The 18,417-nt window shown below is 31.6% G+C and carries 20 protein-coding genes; 9 read left to right on the top strand and 11 right to left on the bottom strand.

All coding sequences use genetic code 11. The features are described from left to right. The first annotated feature begins 89 nt into the window (after positions 1-89). The 4 genes from CW733_RS08235 (at position 90) to CW733_RS08220 (ending at position 2,857) form a co-directional block, all read left to right on the top strand. Positions 90-1,472 carry an MATE family efflux transporter gene (locus tag CW733_RS08235; RefSeq protein WP_100996740.1) on the top strand — a complete coding sequence of 461 codons (1,383 nt, stop codon included), beginning with the start codon at positions 90-92 and terminating at the stop codon, positions 1,470-1,472. 42 nt (positions 1,473-1,514) lie between these two features. Then, complete coding sequence (locus CW733_RS08230) at positions 1,515-1,868, top strand: four helix bundle protein (protein WP_100996739.1); 354 nt, start codon at positions 1,515-1,517, stop codon at positions 1,866-1,868. Between the two features lie 120 nt (positions 1,869-1,988). After that, the gene (locus CW733_RS08225) at positions 1,989-2,216 is read left to right on the top strand and encodes a hypothetical protein (RefSeq protein WP_055448771.1); all 228 of its coding nucleotides are present in this window, start codon (positions 1,989-1,991) and stop codon (positions 2,214-2,216) included. A 71-nt stretch (positions 2,217-2,287) separates the two neighbouring features. Continuing rightward, positions 2,288-2,857 (top strand): phosphatase PAP2 family protein, encoded by a 570-nt coding sequence (locus tag CW733_RS08220; protein WP_100996738.1) that lies wholly within the window; start codon positions 2,288-2,290, stop codon positions 2,855-2,857. On the opposite strand, the gene CW733_RS08215 is transcribed toward CW733_RS08220, so the two are convergent. Genes CW733_RS08215 through CW733_RS08205 form a run of 3 tightly spaced genes read right to left on the bottom strand, consistent with a single transcriptional unit; the run spans position 2,847 to position 5,810 of the window. Then, positions 2,847-4,481 carry a glycosyltransferase family 39 protein gene (locus CW733_RS08215; protein ID WP_100996737.1) on the bottom strand — a complete coding sequence of 545 codons (1,635 nt, stop codon included), beginning with the start codon at positions 4,479-4,481 and terminating at the stop codon, positions 2,847-2,849. The two genes, CW733_RS08220 and CW733_RS08215, sit on opposite strands and share 11 nt — an antisense overlap. Continuing rightward, positions 4,474-5,097, bottom strand: a complete 624-nt coding sequence (locus tag CW733_RS08210) for a lipid-A-disaccharide synthase N-terminal domain-containing protein (RefSeq protein WP_100996736.1) — start codon at positions 5,095-5,097, stop codon at positions 4,474-4,476. Before CW733_RS08210 ends, CW733_RS08215 begins: the two co-directional genes overlap by 8 nt. Beyond that, a complete protein-coding gene (locus CW733_RS08205) occupies positions 5,097-5,810 on the bottom strand; it encodes a glycosyltransferase family 2 protein (protein ID WP_100996735.1) in 714 nt (237 codons plus the stop codon). The genes CW733_RS08210 and CW733_RS08205 overlap by 1 nt, the downstream gene beginning before the upstream one ends. Positions 5,811-5,907: 97 nt before the next feature. On the opposite strand from CW733_RS08205, the gene CW733_RS08200 reads away from it, so the two are divergent. Then, the gene (locus CW733_RS08200) at positions 5,908-6,849 is read left to right on the top strand and encodes an NAD(P)-dependent oxidoreductase (RefSeq protein WP_100996734.1); all 942 of its coding nucleotides are present in this window, start codon (positions 5,908-5,910) and stop codon (positions 6,847-6,849) included. 256 nt (positions 6,850-7,105) lie between these two features. On the opposite strand, the gene CW733_RS08195 is transcribed toward CW733_RS08200, so the two are convergent. From CW733_RS08195 to CW733_RS08165, 6 genes are all read right to left on the bottom strand, one after another. Further along, positions 7,106-7,567 carry a hypothetical protein gene (locus CW733_RS08195; RefSeq protein WP_100996733.1) on the bottom strand — a complete coding sequence of 154 codons (462 nt, stop codon included), beginning with the start codon at positions 7,565-7,567 and terminating at the stop codon, positions 7,106-7,108. A gap of 534 nt (positions 7,568-8,101) precedes the next feature. Then, entirely contained in the window at positions 8,102-9,004 is a 903-nt protein-coding gene (locus CW733_RS08185; protein WP_232730413.1) for a TIR domain-containing protein, read from the bottom strand. Between the two features lie 168 nt (positions 9,005-9,172). Continuing rightward, positions 9,173-10,600 carry an FAD-dependent oxidoreductase gene (locus tag CW733_RS08180; RefSeq protein ID WP_100996732.1) on the bottom strand — a complete coding sequence of 476 codons (1,428 nt, stop codon included), beginning with the start codon at positions 10,598-10,600 and terminating at the stop codon, positions 9,173-9,175. Position 10,601: 1 nt separating this feature from the next. After that, complete coding sequence (locus CW733_RS08175) at positions 10,602-11,273, bottom strand: phosphoglycolate phosphatase (protein ID WP_157811561.1); 672 nt, start codon at positions 11,271-11,273, stop codon at positions 10,602-10,604. A gap of 223 nt (positions 11,274-11,496) precedes the next feature. Further along, a complete protein-coding gene (meaB, locus tag CW733_RS08170; RefSeq protein ID WP_100996730.1) occupies positions 11,497-12,567 on the bottom strand; it encodes a methylmalonyl Co-A mutase-associated GTPase MeaB in 1,071 nt (356 codons plus the stop codon). 83 nt (positions 12,568-12,650) lie between these two features. After that, positions 12,651-13,196 carry a DUF2911 domain-containing protein gene (locus tag CW733_RS08165; RefSeq protein ID WP_100996729.1) on the bottom strand — a complete coding sequence of 182 codons (546 nt, stop codon included), beginning with the start codon at positions 13,194-13,196 and terminating at the stop codon, positions 12,651-12,653. A gap of 200 nt (positions 13,197-13,396) precedes the next feature. Here CW733_RS08165 and CW733_RS08160 point away from each other — a divergent pair, with 200 nt between their 5' ends. From CW733_RS08160 to CW733_RS08145, 4 genes are read left to right on the top strand one after another with little or no spacing between them, the layout of a single operon-like run. Beyond that, positions 13,397-13,954 (top strand): RNA polymerase sigma factor, encoded by a 558-nt coding sequence (locus tag CW733_RS08160; protein WP_100996728.1) that lies wholly within the window; start codon positions 13,397-13,399, stop codon positions 13,952-13,954. Further along, positions 13,938-14,498, top strand: coding sequence for a hypothetical protein (locus CW733_RS08155; RefSeq protein ID WP_100996727.1), 561 nt, complete (start codon positions 13,938-13,940; stop codon positions 14,496-14,498). Before CW733_RS08160 ends, CW733_RS08155 begins: the two co-directional genes overlap by 17 nt. 38 nt (positions 14,499-14,536) lie before the next feature. Next, positions 14,537-16,006 (top strand): hypothetical protein, encoded by a 1,470-nt coding sequence (locus tag CW733_RS08150; protein ID WP_157811560.1) that lies wholly within the window; start codon positions 14,537-14,539, stop codon positions 16,004-16,006. 47 nt (positions 16,007-16,053) lie between these two features. After that, positions 16,054-16,743 carry a peptidoglycan DD-metalloendopeptidase family protein gene (locus CW733_RS08145; RefSeq protein ID WP_100996725.1) on the top strand — a complete coding sequence of 230 codons (690 nt, stop codon included), beginning with the start codon at positions 16,054-16,056 and terminating at the stop codon, positions 16,741-16,743. Position 16,744: 1 nt separating this feature from the next. On the opposite strand, the gene CW733_RS08140 is transcribed toward CW733_RS08145, so the two are convergent. Together CW733_RS08140 and CW733_RS08135 are read right to left on the bottom strand one after the other, a co-directional pair. Then, positions 16,745-17,929: a nitrate/nitrite transporter gene (locus tag CW733_RS08140; protein ID WP_100996724.1), complete on the bottom strand. Its 1,185-nt coding sequence runs from the start codon at positions 17,927-17,929 to the stop codon at positions 16,745-16,747. Between the two features lie 59 nt (positions 17,930-17,988). Next, a complete protein-coding gene (locus tag CW733_RS08135; RefSeq protein ID WP_100996723.1) occupies positions 17,989-18,396 on the bottom strand; it encodes a hypothetical protein in 408 nt (135 codons plus the stop codon). Between the last annotated feature and the right edge of the window lie 21 nt (positions 18,397-18,417).

Below are 18,417 nucleotides of genomic sequence, written 5' to 3'. Positions count from 1 at the left end.
AACGTTCGTTTGTATTGCTATAATTTCTTAGATATAAAATTCAGAAAAAATAAAATATACAAACCAAAACTAAGCATTACTTTTGCCAAATGGTATTGAGTAATTACACTAAAGAGTTTAAATATAACTGGCAACTAGCAGCACCTGTAATGCTAGGTATGCTTGGGCACACTTTTGTTAGTTTTGTAGACAACATTATGGTTGGGCAATTAGGTACAGCAGAATTGGCTGCAGTATCATTAGGTAATAGTTTTATGTTTATTGCCATGTCTATAGGTATTGGTTTTAGTACAGCAATTACACCAATAGTTGCAGAATCTGATACCGCTAAAGACTTCGCAAGCGGAAAATCGGCATTAAAGCACGGTATTTTTTTATGTTCGGTTTTAGGTGTTTTATTATTCCTATTAGTGCTTTTAGCAAAACCATTAATGTATTTAATGAAACAACCTATTGAGGTTGTAGAATTGGCTATTCCATATTTAAATTTAGTGGCGTTTTCTTTAATTCCGCTTATTATATTTCAAGCATTTAAACAATTTAGTGATGGTTTGTCTATGACAAAGTATCCAATGTATGCTACCATTATAGGTAACTTAATAAATGTATTATTAAACTATTTATTAATTTTCGGGAAATTTGGTTTTCCAGAAATGGGAATGGTTGGTGCAGCTTACGGAACTTTAGTATCGCGTTTTGTTATGCTTTGGTATTTATGGTATTTATTAAAGAAAAGAGACAAGTCGAAAGCATTTGTTACCAACATAAAACTATTTGTTTTAGATAAGTTAATGCTTCGTAAAATTATAAGTTTAGGGACGCCAAGTGCTATGCAAATGTTTTTTGAAGTCGCTATTTTTACAGCCGCTATTTGGCTAAGTGGCTTATTAGGTAAAAATCCTCAAGCAGCAAATCAAATAGCCTTAAACCTAAGTTCTATGACGTTTATGGTAGCTATGGGATTAAGTGTCGCATCTATGATTAGAGTTGGTAACCAAAAAGGATTAAAACAATACTTCGAGTTACGTCGTATTGCCTTTTCGTTATTTCTTTTAGGAGCTATTTTTGCTACTGGTTTTGCACTATTATTCGCATTATTTCATGACTATTTACCAAGAATTTATGTCGATTTTGACGATGTTGTAAATTTCGACGATAATATGGAAGTGGTATCAATAGCGTCTCAGTTATTATTGGCAGCAGCCATTTTTCAAATTAGTGATAGTATTCAAGTGGTTGTTTTAGGGGCTTTACGTGGATTGCAAGATGTTAAGATTCCAACTATAATGACATTTGTTGCCTATTGGTTAATAGGTTTTCCAATAAGCTGGTTTTTAGGAAAAGAAGATGCTTATGGTAGTTTTGGTATTTGGTTAGGTTTATTAGCAGGTTTAACGAGTGCTTCCATTTTATTATACATTAGGTTTAACTATCTTACAAAAAAGCTGATAGCATCTGAAAACAATAAGTAGTTAAGAGTGTTAAGTGCCTAAAGTATTTAAAGTTAAATAAATATGACGAATAAAGAGTTTGCAAAAATTTTAGAAAAACGAACTATTAAGTTTGCAATTGCTATTCTGAAGTTTTCGAGTAGTATGCCTAGTTCTATTGAAAATAATGTGCTTAGAAACCAATTAGCAAAGTCAGGTACAAGTGTTGGAGCAAATTATCGTGAAGCGAATAGATCTAGAAGTCCTAAAGATTTTACAAATAAAATAAAAATTAGTTTAGCTGAAGCTAGTGAAACTGATTATTGGTTAGAAATAATTGAAACACTTAAAATTACTGATAACATAAAATTGAAAGCATTGAGAGTAGAAGCTAAAGAACTTTTAGCTATTTTTACATCCATTGCAAATAAGCTTTAAAATTTATTTATTCGAGTTAGAAAAACTTTTAGCACTTAAAACTTTAGGCACTTTTAACTCAACAAAGGACGAGTAAGAAAAACTTTAAATACTTATAACTTTAAATACTTAAAACTAAAAATGACACTTCCAAAATTTATACTAGGCGATAATACAGATTTACCAAACGCTATTTTTGTAATCCATACAGAATTCCCAATGTTTATTATTAACCTTGAAGATGATGAGGTGGAATGGTTAGAAGATTTCGATCAGCACGACCAAAAAGAACTTGAAATGGAAACTGAAAACATGATTGCAGAAGCAACAGCTTTTTACGATAGAGAAGTAGCACGTTACGACGATTAAGCGTACTGTGATTTAAAGGCGCATTTTTGGCGACTTGGTAACCTCTTTTAACTAAACGAAAACTAAAGTAAATGTTAGAACAATTAATAGAATTAGATCACGAACTCTTTTTATTTCTTAATAATTTAGGAAGTGAAACTTGGGATAATTTGTGGCTTATAATCACTCATAAATTTACTTTTGCACCACTTTACGCGGTTTTATTGTTTTTAATGTTCAAAAAATTTGGATTAAAAGGCATGTTATTAATGATCTTGGTAATTGTATTAATGGTCACATTTACAGATCAAATTACAAATCAATTTAAAAGAGGATTTATGCGTTCTAGACCTTGCGGAACAGAAGGTGTAATGGATAGAATGAGAATGGTTGCCGCATATTGTGGTAAATATGGATACTTTTCTGGACATTCTTCAAATACTATGGCAGCAGCTATATTTGCAGGTTTATTATTAAGACCATACTATAAAAAGCTAATATTTATTCTAGTTACTTGGAGTGTTATAGTGGCTTACAGTAGAATTTATGTTGGAGTGCATTTTCCGTTAGATATTGTTTCTGGAATGCTATTTGGTGTGTTTTCAGGATTTATTTTCTATAAACTAGCAAAGTACATTTTAAAACGCGCTTCTATTTCTTAGTTAGTATATAAAACACGCTTTTTAAACGTGGATTGTTTTGGTTCGAAGCGCTTCCGAAGTAGTTTAAATCGTAAGTAGTCATTTCTTCTACTTCGTAATTAGCACGTATTTCGGCTTCGTTTTCTGCACTCATTTTATATACAAGAATTCCAAATTTGTTTTCCAACGGAAACACATAACCTTTAGCCTCTTGCCTAATTTCAGGAATAACGTTTCCGTAATCCCAAATGGTTTCTGGAGCAATGTAATTAATAGCATATAGTTTGATGCTACGTTGTTGGTTTTCTTCATTTAAACTAGAAAGACTACTAAAGTTTTCATTTTTAAAAGCTTTGGAAAGTGGCAATACAAAAATAAAAACCGAAGCAAAAAAGAGGACTGTAAGTAGAAATACGTTTTTAATGTCTTTTGCTTTTAGCTGAAACAAAATCAATACACCAATAACAAATAGAACAATCGAAGCTATTATAAATGTTAGTAAATGATTCTGTAATTCTGCCTTAAAAAGTACAAACATTACTACAGGAAAAGCAATACCTAAAATACCAATTAACCCAAAATTAAAATAAACAGGAAGTGTCTCGCGCTTGTCTTTTAATACTTTAAACTTTCGGATTAAATAGTCTATATAAAAACCAATATTAAAAGCCAACGGAATTAAAACAGGCATTAGATAGCGCGATTTTTTCATTGGTATAACAGATAATAAAATCACTGCAATAATTGTCCAAAGTAAACTAAATTTATAAGCTTTATAGTGGCTTACACGGTTTTTAAGGTAAGGATATAATAAGGATATAAAAGCAGGAATAGTCCAAAGGCCACTTTGTGTAAAGAAGCTCCAGTAATAATAAAATGGTCTAACGTTATAGCTTTTCCAAGTGCCTGTTTCTTTTGCAACAGTACTGTTTAAAACGTTTGGGTCTTTTAATTTAACATACAAATACCAAGAGCTTCCAATAGCTAAACCTAATACAATTGCACTTAGTATATAGGGTAATTTTTGTTTTATGTTTTTGTATTTAAAACTAAAACCATAGGCAATTAAAAACGGAATTAATAAAGCGTAAATAGAAACAGGACCTTTAGATAAAATAGAAAGACCTAAAAATATTCCAGAATAAACAGCATATCTCCAGTTGGTAGTTTCAATTTTAAAATTTTCATAGAAATAGTAGATAGTCACAAGCATAAAAGCGTGTGTAAAAATATCTGAAGGCGCTTCAAAAGTAATTCCAATTACATAAAAAGAAGTGATTAAAACTAAAGCATTAATAATACTATGCGCTCTACTTTTTAAAATAGTTCTTGATAAATAATACATAAAACTACCAGCAAGCATTACCATTAAAACGGCTGGTAATCGCATGCCGAAAAGGCTTTTAGTTCCAAATAAAATACTACCTAAAGCCGAAAACCAAGCTGGTAAAGGTGGTTTTTGGTAACGTGCAACGTTATTCATTGTGGTTAACAACCAATGGTCGTTGGTTATCATTTCGCGAGCAGTAATAAAGTTTCTCGCTTCCATAATAGAAATCTGTAAAGCGTCTAAATTTGGAAGTAACATAACCGCAACAAACAAACATATAACTAGTATGGGATATTTTTTAAGCGCTTTAAACATCTTGATTTTTTAGAATAATTAAATTTCTAATATAAATTACTGTACCTAAAATATGCCCAACAAAAAGCACAGGATCTTGTCTAAAGATAGCATAAGTTAAAATTAAAAGCGAACCAATTAAACTTAAAGCCCAAAACCCAAATGGCAAAGCCGAACTTTTTTGTTTTTCGGAATACAACCACTGGTAAACAAAACGCAGTGTAAAAATGACTTGAGAGACAATACCTAAAGTTAGTAACCAAAACGGAATGTCTTCATTTTTAAAGAAAATAGTCACATCTATTCTGTTATTGTTAAAATAGAAAACAGTGATAAACAGAGGCATAAATAGTAAGACATAACGTAAAACTACTGGAATTTTTTCCCACTGTTTTTGCAGTTGTAAATTTCTAATGTATATAAAATAGGTAAGTGCTTGACCAAGCATAATTGCAAAGTCGTTGCGTAAATAACCGTAAATAAAAAGGAGGAAAGACGCTATTAAACTTAAGGTCCAAAATAAAGTAGGTGTTACAACACGCTTTGTTTTTTCACTTGAAATCCATTGGATAATTAATCGCGACGAAAATAAAATTTGAGCTAAAAACCCAACGCTATATATTATCCAATCACTCATTAACTCTTTTTAGCTACAGTATAATTAATATACTTTTTCTTCATCCACAGGTAAGCAAAACAATCCATTAAAGGACCAATTAACCTGTTCCAAACACCAAATTTAGCTTCTCCAGCAACGCGTGGAAAATGTTGCACAGGAATTTGTTTAATGGTTCCGTTTTGCAGCAAAATCATGGCAGGCAAAAATCGGTGTAAACCTCTAAACATTGGAATACGTTTAGCAAAATCTGTTTTAATAACTTTTAATGGGCAACCAGTATCGTCCATACCATCATGCGTAAAACTTCTTCTAATACCATTTGCAATTTTAGAACTCATGTTTTTTACAAAACTATCTTTTCTATTTGCTCGAACACCAGTTACTAAATCGTGCGTTCCAATATGTTCTAAAAGTAAATTAAAATCGCTTGGTGCCGTTTGTAAATCGCTATCTATGTAACCAATCAATTCTGTTTCTGTATAGTCAAAACCAGCTTTAACAGCAGCACTTAAACCACAGTTTTCTTTAAAGGCAATAAAAGTAAATTCTGGATTTCTATTACAAATGTCTTCAATTAGTGTTTGGCTTTTGTCTTTAGAGCCATCGTTAACAAACAAAATTTTGGTAGATTTTGTTGCTATTTTCGTGTAAGCTAAAAGCTCCTTTTCAACACGTAATAAATTGTCTTCCTCGTTATAAACAGGAACAACGATGGTAAATTGGTAAGTCATAAATAAGCTAAATAGTACTACAAATGTATCGTTTTTTTAAGAATAGAAAATGAGTATCAAATAAAATATGTTTCTTTGTGATTGTAGAATTTTAAATATGAAGATATTAGTAACTGGAGCAGCTGGATTTATTGGCTCTCACGCTTGTGAAAGGTTAAAGAGTTTAGGCCACGATGTTATTGGTTTAGATAATTTCGATGCCTATTACAGCTTAGAGTTAAAACAGTTAAACGAAAAAGCACTTAACAACAAAGGTATTACTATTGTTAAGCAAGATTTGCGTGATAACGCTTTCGCGGAAATGCTCCCTAATAACATTAACTATATCTTTCATTTTGCTGCACAGCCAGGCATTTCGCCTTCTTCTACTTTTGAAGATTATTTAACCAATAACATTATTGCTACTAAAAACTTAATAGATTATGCTGCAAGTCTTAAAGATTTAAAGCTGTTTGTTAATATTGGTACCTCTTCGGTTTATGGGTTAGAAGCTACCTTTCCAGAAACTACAGCACCAAAACCTGCATCGTTTTATGGAGTAACCAAATTAACAGCAGAGCAATTAGTGCTTCAAAAAAGTAGAGAAAAACGGTTTCAATCGTGTTCTTTGCGTTTGTATTCTGTAATTGGTCCACGTGAGCGTCCAGAAAAAATGTACACAAAATTAATTGCTTGCGCTTTTAATAATACCCAGTTTCCTTTATATAATGGTAGTGCTTCGCATTTAAGAAGTTTTACTTATGTTGGAGATATTATAGATGGTATTGTAAGTGTTATTGGTAACGAAGCTAAAGTTAATGGAGAAATTATTAACCTTGGTACAGAAGTCGAGCATACTACGCAAGAAGGGATAAATACTGTAGAGCAAGTAATAGGAAAATCTATTAAAATAAATAATGTTGCTGCTAGATCAGGAGATCAATTACGTACTAAAGCGAATATTGATAAGGCTAGAGCGCTTTTAAATTATAATCCTAAAACTACATTGTTGGAAGGTGTGAAAGCTCAAGTGGAATGGTATGAGGCTAATTTTTTGTAGTTGACTTGATATTTAAGAAATCACTAAGGATTTTATTAATTTTTTTTGAGTATTAAAAGATAGAAAAGTAAAAAGTACAGTTTTAGGACTGTGTTTTTTTTATGGATTTTGGGAAGGTTCGTTTAACGTTTATGTATAAGAATAGTGCGGTTTTGTGTGCGAGGATTTTCCGCAGGAAAATCAGACGTAACAAAAGTGCACGGACTCTTGATTAAGCACTAAACTAAGCATTATTTTTATACGGTGTTGGCAACTGTTATTTCTTATTTTTATTACAAGGAGGTTCATCGCCTGCCATATCAGGATATTGAACTAATACCCATAGGTCTCTAGTGTCAGAATTGAATAGAATTTTCCAAACGTTTCCGGATTCACAGTCTTTATATTTAAACCATTCCCCATTTTTGTTTTGTATTCTATTTTCCTTTTTGAGAATATAATCAAAACCAATTCCGACATCAGAATCATCAGTCAGTTTTTTTAAATTGTTTTCAGAAATAAATCCGTCCACTTTATTTTCAGGTATTTGAAATTTTCCTATAACTGCAACTTCCATCATTGCAGTTTCATTTGTTACTGTCCAGAAAGGAAGGTTTATTCCAGTAACTTTTTTTATATACGCTTCTGAAGAAAGATAATTATTATATATCAGACTTAAGATTAGTATAATGAGAATCGAAATTAGGATTCTGTATTTTGTTTTTCTTCTGAGTTTCATTAATTGTTGCCAACGTTGTCTCGTTGATATAAAATCGTTTCAATGTTTTATATCATACGTTAAACGAAGTTAGCCTAAAAAAATGACAAAGTCAAGTAAAATGGTAGCATTGCAAAGCGAACTATTTAACCTTAATTATATACTATTCCCACTTGTTTTTTCTTTTAATATTTGGGTCTTTAGGCGCATTTATTAATAAAATAAAGGTGCTTTTAAATTATAATCCCAAAACGACATTGTTGGAAGTCGTGAAAGCTCAAGTAGAATGGTATAAGGCTAATTTTTTATAGTTGACTTGATATTTAAGAGATCACTAATATTTTTTATGAGTATTAAAGAATAGAAAAGTAAAAAGCACAGTTTAAGGCTGTGCTTTTTTATGGATTTATAAAATGTTCGTTTAACGGTCTTGTATATGAAAAGTAGTAGGTTTTACGCTCTAATTTTTCGGTTTATAACTGACCTTTATTTTATTGTTTATCTTTTGTTTAAGCATTAAAACCGCTATTTTTTATTGCGTTGTTGTGTGCAGTTTTATAATATATCATTGGCATCCGCTTTAAATCCAGCAGATTTCAGTTCTTTAACAAGTCTGAATTTCCAGTTTTCAGATTCATCAATCTTAGTATATAAAATACCTGACATATCACTCGGTAACTCGACTTCATTTTCATAGAGCGGTAAAACATTTTTCCTTCCCAATTTCGCAATAAAATATCCTAATTCAAGGATTACATTTTGCCTTGCTCTTTTGTTTTTTGACTCTTTTGATTTTACATTCCCATAATCATCAAAAGTTAGTAAAACTATAGCAAAAGATACATCAGCATGTTTCTCAAATTTTTCAATTATTGTTAGCCCTTCATTTGACTGTTCGTTTAGTATTACTGGTTTTAGTTTAAGCTTTTCAAGAACTCTTGCAACTTTATTTTGAATTTCCTCATTATGTCCGTGAACTATAAAAACATTGTTGTTATTATTTGATGAGTTAGTTTTTGTTTTACTTTTTTCAACTGATTTTTTAGGAAATACTTTCTTTTTATGTTCTTCAAAACTTTCCTCTATAATTTTTATGTTTTCAGAAGAGAAACCTACTCCTTTTATGCTTTCTATAATGTCAGAGAAATCAGTCTCTTCCTTTTTGAAATCTATAAACTTTGCAATAATATTAGAAATGAGGCTCTCCAGTTCTGGATTATTATCTAATTCATTTAAATAAAAACCCAAAGTGTCAGCTGCATCTCCAGGTTCGTGGTCAGTTCCAAGTGAAATATAAGAGCGTTGTGATTCTACCTGTTGAAAAATATTCTTCCAAGAATCAAACTCGTTAATTGAGTTCATATATAACTTAAATTCACGTGAGGCTAAATAATACCCAATATAATGACTTCTTAAATCACTATATAAAACTTCATATTTTGGAAAAATGTCAGTCATTTAATGTTTTTTTTCTAATTGCACACAATATTTCATCAATAAAAAACAATTTCAATGTTTTTTATCAGATGTCAAACGAAGTTAGTGTTTTTTCTGATAAAGTAAATCAAAACAAGAGCTTAGTAAAGCGACCAATTTAGTATGGGTAGTGCATAACAAAAACCACTACTATTTATCAATAACCAATTTTGATAACGCTTCAGGATAACCTCTATCTACTGCAAACTTTCCTGCTAAAGCATCAATGTCTGTTTTCGAGATGCTTTTTAATAAAGCAGTAGGCAATTCCTTTAATGGTTTTTCTACAATACCTTCCTCTACAATTTTTTCTATAATTTGGTTTGCAACCGTTAATGCAGAAGAGGCTTTAATAATTTCGCTACGCGCATAAAATTTACTTGGAAAACGAACTTCTCCAACTCTTAAATTTGGGTCGTCACCAAAAATTTGTTGCGCACCATATAATGGAGGTCCACCAACAGTTGCACTTTTAAATGAAGGTACAAATTTACCCACAAAAGCAATAGCGTTATTGGTTCTTGTTTCTATATCTTTTTGAGTCCAAGCACGAGACAGTTTTTGTTCAATTTCAGAACGAAACTCAGGTTGGGCATCATTGGTTTTAGATTGTACTATGCCATCATTAAAGAGCGTTATATCGTTAGTCATACCATGAATTTGGTAATAATCATCGCGATATGGTGTAAGTTGTGCCATGCCATGTGGTGTGCCACGTTCTCCATGAAAAATTAACTCTGGAATTAATCCAGAAATAGGCTGCCATTTTGAAACATAAGCAGCTTTAAACTCAATTAAACGTTCGGATTTTAAATGTAAAGAATTATCTATTTCTCCTGTTTTAAACCCAGAAGAATTAACTAAATATTTAACCTTGTAAATGTTGTCTTTAGTATGTATTTCCCAATTATGATCTAGTTTTTTAGGTCTAACATCTTTAATATCTGTAACAAAAGTATTTGTTTTTAAATTACATTCTTTAGAGCTGTTTAAGGCTAATTGTGCTTGTGCTCCTAATCTAAAAAAATTCCATCCGTATTCTTGTACTAAAATTACAGGCGTTTTTAAAAGATTATAATCTATTAATTTAATAGCGTTGCACATCCATTCATCTGCCGTATTTGGGACAGCAGTTGTAGGTTGTTCTGCTAAAATTTGTAAGTCTGCTTTATTATAAAGTTTATAATAGTGTTCTGGAGCACCAAGAATTTCATTTTCTGGATCTTCAGCAATTAATGTTTTATAATAATCCACCAACATATCTAGTCGGTTTTCAATTTGAGAAACGGCGTATTTTTCAGTTTTAGGAATACTTATAAATGTAGGTCTTTCGTCAATAGACTGCGGAAATAGTCGCGCCATTTCTATCGATTGTTTTAAGAGGATTCTACATTGTTCGTCCGAAATATCTGGATACAAATTTCCTCCAGCATGTAAATGGCAAAATGGCGGACCATTTACCACGCTTTCTTCTTTTTCAAATAAAATAGTATCTATTCCATATTCGGATAGCTTTAAGGCGATTACAACTCCCGAAACACCTCCTCCTATAATACCTATATCATGATTAATAGTCATACTAAAAAAGCACTTCTAAATCTGTAAAAGAATCAACTACCATTGTAGGATTGTAGTCGGCAATGTTTTCGTTATAATTATAGCCATAACTTACTCCAATACTTTCCATATTTGCATTTTGCGCTGCAAGAATATCGTTTTTAGAGTCACCAACCATAATGCAGTTTTCAATAGCTACTTCTTGTGTTTTTGCTAAATGTAAAAGTGGCGCTGCATCTGGTTTTTTTGTAGTTAAAGAGTCTTCTCCAATCCAAGATTTAAAAAGATGTTTTATCTCTAGTTTTTCTAAAATAGGTGCAATAAAACTATATGGTTTATTAGTACAAATCACCATTTTATAGCCTTTTTTATCTAGTTTGGTTAAGGTGTCAAAAACACCAGGATACATAAAAGTTTTATCGCAAGTTACTGCTGTATATGCCGAAAAATAAATAGTAAATGCTTCTTCTAAAAAAGCATCTGTAAGTTCTTTATTTGGCATTGCTTTTTTTAAAGCACGTTTTACAAGTGGCATTGCGCCATTACCAATAAAAGGAGTGACTTCTTCTATTGTTAATGGTGATACATTATAATGTAATAGCATTTTATTAACAGCCAAAGTTAAATCGGGAATGCTGTTAATAAGCGTGCCGTCAAAATCGAATATAATCAGTTTTTTATTTTTAAAATCCACAGTAATCTATTTTCAAACAAAGATGCGGAAGTTTTTATTAAATAGTAAGAAATTACTATGTTTTTAGTGAAGGTTAGTGTTACTGTAACCTTGTTTTAAATTAGAAAAAAAGACAAGTTTTTTTAATGACAACCTATAGGTTTATTACTTTAATGAAGTGCAACATCAGATTGTGTAAATTTTGTAACCAAAGTAGAATCTATTACTTCAAGCTTGTAAGCAATTAGCCTAATCCCAATAAATACTCAGCAGCAACAAAAGGTGTAGTTTTGTGCGCTTCAATAAGCTCTAGTTGTTTTTTTAGTTCTATTTTAATTTCAGTATTATTAAAGAAATCACTTTTAAGTTGGTCTTCAATAGTCTGTATTAACCAGAATTTATTCTGATCGTTTCGTTTAGAATAGAAATAGTTGTTATCTGTTGTTAGTTTTAGGTATTCCATAATCATATTATAGACTTCTTCAATACCTTGGCTTTCTATAGCACTACATGTTATTACTTTTGGTTGCCATTTAGATGCTTTTATTGGGTACAAATGTAATGCACGATTAAACTCAACTTTAGCTAATTTAGCACGTTTAGCATTGTCTCCATCGGCTTTATTAATAGCAATAGCATCTGCCATTTCTATAATACCACGTTTTATGCCTTGCAGTTCGTCTCCAGCACCAGCGAGTTTTAGTAATAAAAAGAAATCTACCATACTATGTACAGCAGTTTCACTTTGGCCAACACCAACGGTTTCAATAATAATGGTATCGAATCCTGCGGCTTCACATAAAATAATAGATTCACGTGTTTTTCTTGCAACACCACCAAGCGAGGTTCCGGAAGGACTTGGTCTAATAAAAGCGTTTTCATCTTTCACTAAATCTTCCATTCGCGTTTTGTCACCAAGAATACTGCCTTTAGTAATCGAGCTACTTGGATCTACAGCCAAGACAGCTACTTTTTTACCAATGCTAGTTAAATAAGATCCAAAAGCTTCTATAAAAGTACTCTTTCCAACACCAGGAACACCTGTTATTCCTATTCTAATAGATGTGTTAGCATGAGGTAAACACGCTTTTATAATAGCATTAGCTTGTTCTAAATGTTTGGTGTTTTTACTTTCTACTAATGTAATAGATTGACTTAATGCTGTAATGTTTCCTTCTAAAATAGCTTTGACTAAAGTATCTGTTGTTTTTTTATGTCTTCTGCTTTCTTTAATTTTTGAAATAGCATTATCGCTGGTTATTTCTGGATTAGAAATACCATCGTTTTCTTTTAATGCTGATTTTTTATTAGCCATTTCTTATTATTTCCGCGAAAGCAAAAACCTTATATTTAAAATTTATTATTTATCCATTTTGAGTAAGACTGCCAACTAAATACTTACTTAAGTGGCACAACAACCTTTGCAACATCCCAAGCCATAGTTAAGGATAGGTTGTCTGTAGAATTATCGAAAGCGATAGTAAATTGCTCTACAGGTTTATCTAATTTTTGAACAGGAACAGAGAAACTAGCAACGTCGAAATCTGGAATGCGCATAGGCTTCATTGTCTCGTCAACTCCCCATTTATATTGTTTTGCATTAAACATTACATTCCAAGAGGTATCGTTAGGTATAGTCCAAAGTGTGTATTTACCAGCAGGAAGCGAGTCGTTTCCAACTTTTAAAGATTTATTAGTTTCGAAAGTAGTCGCCTCGTTTGCACCAGTTCTCCAAACCTCGTTAAAAGGTACTAATGCACCAAAGACTTCACGATTCCGTTTTGATGGTCTGTTATAAAAAATTTCTAATTTTAAATCATCGACCGTAAAGACTACTGTTTTCTTAGGACTCTTACGTTCTACAAAAAGGCCAGTTTTAGTAAAGTAGAAATAGCCAACAATAACAAAAATGATAGCAAGTAAAAAAACGATAAACCGTTTCATAGGGAAATTTGTTAGGATTCATTAAAAAAATAAAGATACTGCAAAAGTCAACGTTGGTCAATATCTTAACGCTATTTTAATATTTTTTGTTGCTATCTTTATAAAAAAATGAAACTTTTTTGCAACATCTTAAGTTTTGTGTCGTCTTTAATGTGAACTTGTTTAATCAGTTCGAAAATAAACTAACCAAAAACCAATAAGTGAAAGTCGTTCAATTAAATATTATTGAATTGTGTAAACAAAACAATCGCAAGGCACAATTGCAATTATACAATCAGTATTGTGATGGTATGTATTGTATTGCAAAACGTTTTGTAAACCACACCGCTGAGGCAGAAGATGTAGTACAAGAATCTTTTATAAAAGCATTTTCGAAACTGCATCAATTTAAAGGCGATGTTACTTTTGGAGCTTGGTTAAAACGAATTGTTATTAATAAAAGTATTGATTATCTCAAACTAAAAAAGCAGCGTTTGGTTGAGTTAGAAGACGTTCATTTAAAAGTGATCGATACTAATGAGAATAACAGTTGGTTGGTGGACGATACAACAACTCTGGACGAGATTAAAGCAGCAATTAATAACCTGCCAGACAAGTACAAGTATGTGTTAATGTTGTTTTTAGTAGAAGGTTACGACCATGAGGAGATTTCCGAAATATTAAACATAACACAAGTTGCATCACGAACACAATTGTCTAGAGGAAAAGTGAAATTAAAAGAATTACTAAAACATAAGAGTTATGGCGAAAGATATTAGAGACCTTTTTGAAGCAGACAACAAACAGTCTACAGAACGCATGCCATCTGGTCACGAAGTACGTTTTCTAAACAAACTAGAAACGGCTTTGCCAGAAAAGAAAAAACAGAAATTTAATTGGCTGTCTATTGCAGCAAGTGTTGTTGTGTTTTTAGGTTTATGTTTTGGAGGTTTTCAATTTTTTAATGCCGAAAACACCCAAGGTATTACCGTTACAGATGTAGCACCTATTGAAACAAAAACAATTGGAGATATTTCTCCAGACTTAAAAAAGGTTGAAGATTATTATCTCGCTAATATTAATATAGAACTGTCTAAAGTAAAACTAACACCAGAAAACAAAGAACTGTTTGATGGTTATGTAAAACGATTAGACGAGCTTAAAGCAGAATACAAACGTCTAAATATAGAGCTTACAAACGAAGGTCCAGACGAGTTAACTGTAGATGCGCTTATTAGTAATTTAAAATTAAGATTAAACTTAATGTATCGTTTAAAAGAACAATTAAAGGACTTGAATACGGTAAATGCTAATCAATTTTAATGTTGAAAATGAATTCAACAAATCAAAAAAATAAAAACATGAAACATATATATATCAGCATGCTTTGTTTTTTTGTAACCTGTAGTGCCTTAGCGCAAAACAGATTGACAAAAACAAAGGAAACAGTAAAGGCAAGTAAACAGTCTACAATCTATTTAGATGCTAGTCACACCAACGTCGAGGTAGATACTTGGAATAAAGATTACGTAGAGATTGAAGCTTATATTGAAAGTAAAAAATTAAGCAAAGAAGATCTTAAATTGGCCTTGAAATCTTGGGATTTAGATATCGAAACTGAAGGTAATGCAATAACAATTCGCTCTAAAGGCTCGCAAGGACTTTGGACAGAGGATATGAGTGTTAATATTTTAAACGAAGAATCTATTGAAGCTTTATCTAATATGGATTTTAATTTAAACTTAGGTCCTTTATTAGAAGGCTTAAGCAGCTTAGAATCTTTAAAAGATTTGCCTGAAGCTTTAAACGTATTACGCATTCCAAAATCTCCAGATGGTAACTATAACATGGATTTCGATTTTGATAAATATCAAGAAGAAGGTGAGCCATATTTAAACTCTTGGAGTAAAAAGTACAGAAAAGAATATGGTGAAGAGTATGAAAACGAAATGCGCCAATGGGCTAAAAGCATCAAACAATCGGACTTAGATTCGTTTGAGAAAGGCATGGAAAATTGGGGAGAAAACCTTGGGAAAGATATTGAAAAAGCTATCGAAGAAGGATTTGGTAAAGATTTCGAGAAGAAAATGGAAAAATGGGGAGAAGACTTTGGTAAACAGTTTGAAGAAAAACTAGCACCAGCAATGGAAAAATGGGGAGAAGAGTTTGGTAAGGCTTTCGAGGAAAAAATGGAAGAAGCGTTTGGAGATTCGAAATCTAAAAACCTTTTTGAGAGCTCTAATAAAACACATGAGTTAATAAAAACCATAAAGATTAAAATGCCTAAAAAAGCCAAATTAAAGCTTGATGTTAGACATGGAGAGCTTAAAATGGCATCTGTAATTAGTAATCCAGACATTACTATTTCTCATGGTAAATTTTTAGCTAATAGTATTGATGGAAGCAACGCTTCCATCAATATTTCATATTCTAATGCGTCTATTCAATCATGGAATGAAGGTGCTTTAAAACTAAACTATGCTTCTAAAACTAGTATTAAATCGGCTAAAGATTTAATGCTTAATGCGGTGTCTTCTAATATTGATATCGAGAATTTAAGTGGAAACTCTGTTATAGATGGCAGTTTTGGAGATTTATATGTACAGAATATTGCAGAAGATTTTAATAACCTTAATATTGTTTTAGAGAATAGCGATGCGCTTTTAAACCTTCCAAAAGCAATAAACTATAAATTGTATTTTAAAGGCAATCAATCGAAATTTAATAAAGAGAAAACAAACAATAAAACAATAAAGCATAACCCAAACAATGGAGACTCTAATAAAACCATTGTAATTAATGCAAAGTATAGCAACGTTATTGCTGAATAAATTTTATTTTTGAGTTCAATAGTAATGATCGTTTTTACGTATTAATTATGAATTCAACAGACTTCAAAACACGGTTGGCAGCTTTAGCTACACAAAATATATGTGTAATTGATGCTTCCATTTCTAAAAGTGACTACACACCAATCGATTTATCTGAAGCTAATACAGACTTACAAAACTTCGATATTTCATCTTCTAAAGATTGGGACACCTATATTACCAATTACCTTAATAAAAGAAACAAAAAAGTAGCCTTTGGTGGTTATCTGGAAAAACGTGGTATTTATAATCGTAGCGATTATTTTAATAACCCTAATCCTGAAACCGAACGCAATATTCATATTGGTTTAGATTTATGGATAGCGGCAGAAACATCTATTTTAGCAGCTTTTAATGGCGAAGTAGATAGTTTTAATGATAATACTAATTATGGCGATTATGGTCCAACTATTATCTTAAAACATGAGTTAGATGGCTTTGTGTTCTATACACTTTATGGACATTTGTCTCGCGAATCTTTATCTAACTTAAAAGTAGGAGAGAAGATAAGTCAAGGACAAGCTATTGCTTATTTAGGTAGAGCTGAGGTAAACGGAGATTATGCTCCACATTTACATTTTCAAATTATTATAGATATACAAGATAAAGTTGGCGATTATCCAGGAGTAAGCTCTTTAATAGATTTAGATTTTTATAAAGAGAATACTGTTAATCCTGAAGCCGTTTTAGGATTGTAGATTAACCTTTGTGTACTTTTTTAGTCTTTTGACTTAAAGCAACTAAAGCAAAAATTGGACCTATAGCTAGAAGAATAAAAATAGCATTAGAGTCAGTAAACGTTGTAAGCATCGTAATAAATTGAATACTAATTATCGTAATTAAAAAGCCAAGGCAATTAACAATTGTAAGCGCTGTTCCTTTTATTTCGGCTTCAACATTTGTAACTACAAGTGTAGATAAAAGCGGTGAATCTGCAATAACAACCATTCCCCAAAAAATAAGAAAACCAATAAACAAGTTTTCATATTGTGTTGTAAAAACTATTGGAGACATTAAGCAACATATACAGGATAAAAGTAAAGCTATAAATGCTGTTCGTTTTACACCTATTCTTAAAGATACAAAACCACTTATTACGCAAGCTAATCCACCTATTCCAATTATAATAAACGATAGAACGGGAATGTTAAAGGTTATTGAAGGATTAAATTCACTATATTTTTTTAGCATAAAAGGAACAAATGCCCAAAAAGCATATAGTTCCCACATGTGCCCAAAATAACCAAAGGCTGAAGCTCTAAACGTTCGGTTTTTAAAGACGCTAAAAAAGGCTAATAAGTCTGTTTTCTGGCTCACCTTACGATATGGACCATTAGGAACCAAAGCTATCATTAATAAGCCACCAATTAAAGCAAGTGTAGATGTTGTAATTAATACAGATTCCCAAGGATATGTGTTTGTTATTTCTTTTAATAAATGCGGTAAAGCTGTACCTAATACTAATGCGCCAACTAATAAACTAAGTGATTTACCAAGTCCTTTTTCGTAATAATCGGCAGCTATTTTCATGCCTACAGGATAAATGCCTGCAAGAAAAAAACCAGTTAAAAAACGTAGTAAAAGTAAACTGTACAATGTGTTATCTTCCCATATTACACCCAAATTAAATAACGAACCCAATAGTGCACTTATAAAGAATACTTTGGAAGGTGAAAAGCGATCTGCAATAGTTAATATAGCAAATAGGAGTGTACCAATAATAAAACCAAATTGTACTGCAGAAGTTAGGTGACCTAAAGCACTAGCTTTAAGGTTGAAGTTTGTTATAAGATCGTTTACTACACCGTTTCCAGCAAACCAGAGTGATGTACAACAAAACTGAGAGATTACAATTATAGGAAGTATTAACTTAGAATGTTTCAATTATAACGTGTTGCGCAATTAGATACTAGATTTATAGCTGTTTCTTTTTTTGTCTAACATTAATTAAAAACATTACGTTGTGCCAATGTTTTTCCAAAATAGAAACTAGTAATAACACCAATAACTTCAGCAATAGTAAACCATGTTTCTTTTGGTAATGCAAAGGTTACAAATGCAGTAGCTAATATCATAATTCCAGCTACAATGTAAGCAGGAATCATACTTGTTTTAGAAATAAATCCGGCAATAAACATACCACTAATAATACCCATAAAATGCCCAACTACAACGCATATTTTTGCTCCTGTTGGTATTTTAGCCATGTTGTTTTTAATCCATTCCATATCTTCAGGTTTCGCACCTTCTGGTAATGGAAATAGACTGTGGCCAATTAAGGTTTCAAATATATAGACTACTATTCCTGCAGCTATAAAGCCAACTATAGTAGCGAGTATGTTTCTAAGCATAATTTTTTATTAGTTAGTTGA

Source organism: Lacinutrix sp. Bg11-31 (genome assembly GCF_002831665.1).
In the GTDB taxonomy this organism is placed as follows: domain Bacteria; phylum Bacteroidota; class Bacteroidia; order Flavobacteriales; family Flavobacteriaceae; genus Lacinutrix.
Note: the sequence above shows the minus strand (reverse complement) of the source record. Positions and strands in the feature narration are given on the sequence as shown.